The 332-nt window shown below is 34.9% G+C and carries 1 pseudogene; it reads left to right on the top strand.

The features are described 5' to 3' along the window. Positions 1-332: pseudogene (locus tag ACNKXV_RS13760) on the top strand (TrlF family ATPase); the annotation flags it as partial.

Below are 332 nucleotides of genomic sequence, written 5' to 3'. Positions count from 1 at the left end.
AAAATCAGAGCGAATGAGGGTGTAAGCTCAACTGTATCAGGTCATTTCGTCAATTTAGTCAAGAACCTAAATGATGCACAAATAGATGAAATTGAATTATTGTTGCCAGAAGATGAAATTGAGGTTCAATACAAACCAACACCTGCATCAGCTTTTAAATCACTCTCAACTGCTTCCGCAGGGCAAAAAACAACAGCAATTTTAACTTTCATTTTATCTTTTGGAAAACTTCCATTAATTCTCGACCAGCCAGAAGATGATTTAGATAACCGCCTTGTTTATGAGTTAATTGTTGACCGATTAAAACTAGCCAAAGAAAAAAGACAACTTAT

This window comes from Christiangramia aquimixticola (assembly GCF_048285835.1).
Taxonomy (GTDB): Bacteria; Bacteroidota; Bacteroidia; order Flavobacteriales; family Flavobacteriaceae; genus Christiangramia; species Christiangramia aquimixticola.
The sequence above is the reverse complement of the archived record's forward strand: the minus strand, read 5'-3'. Positions and strand labels throughout refer to the sequence as shown.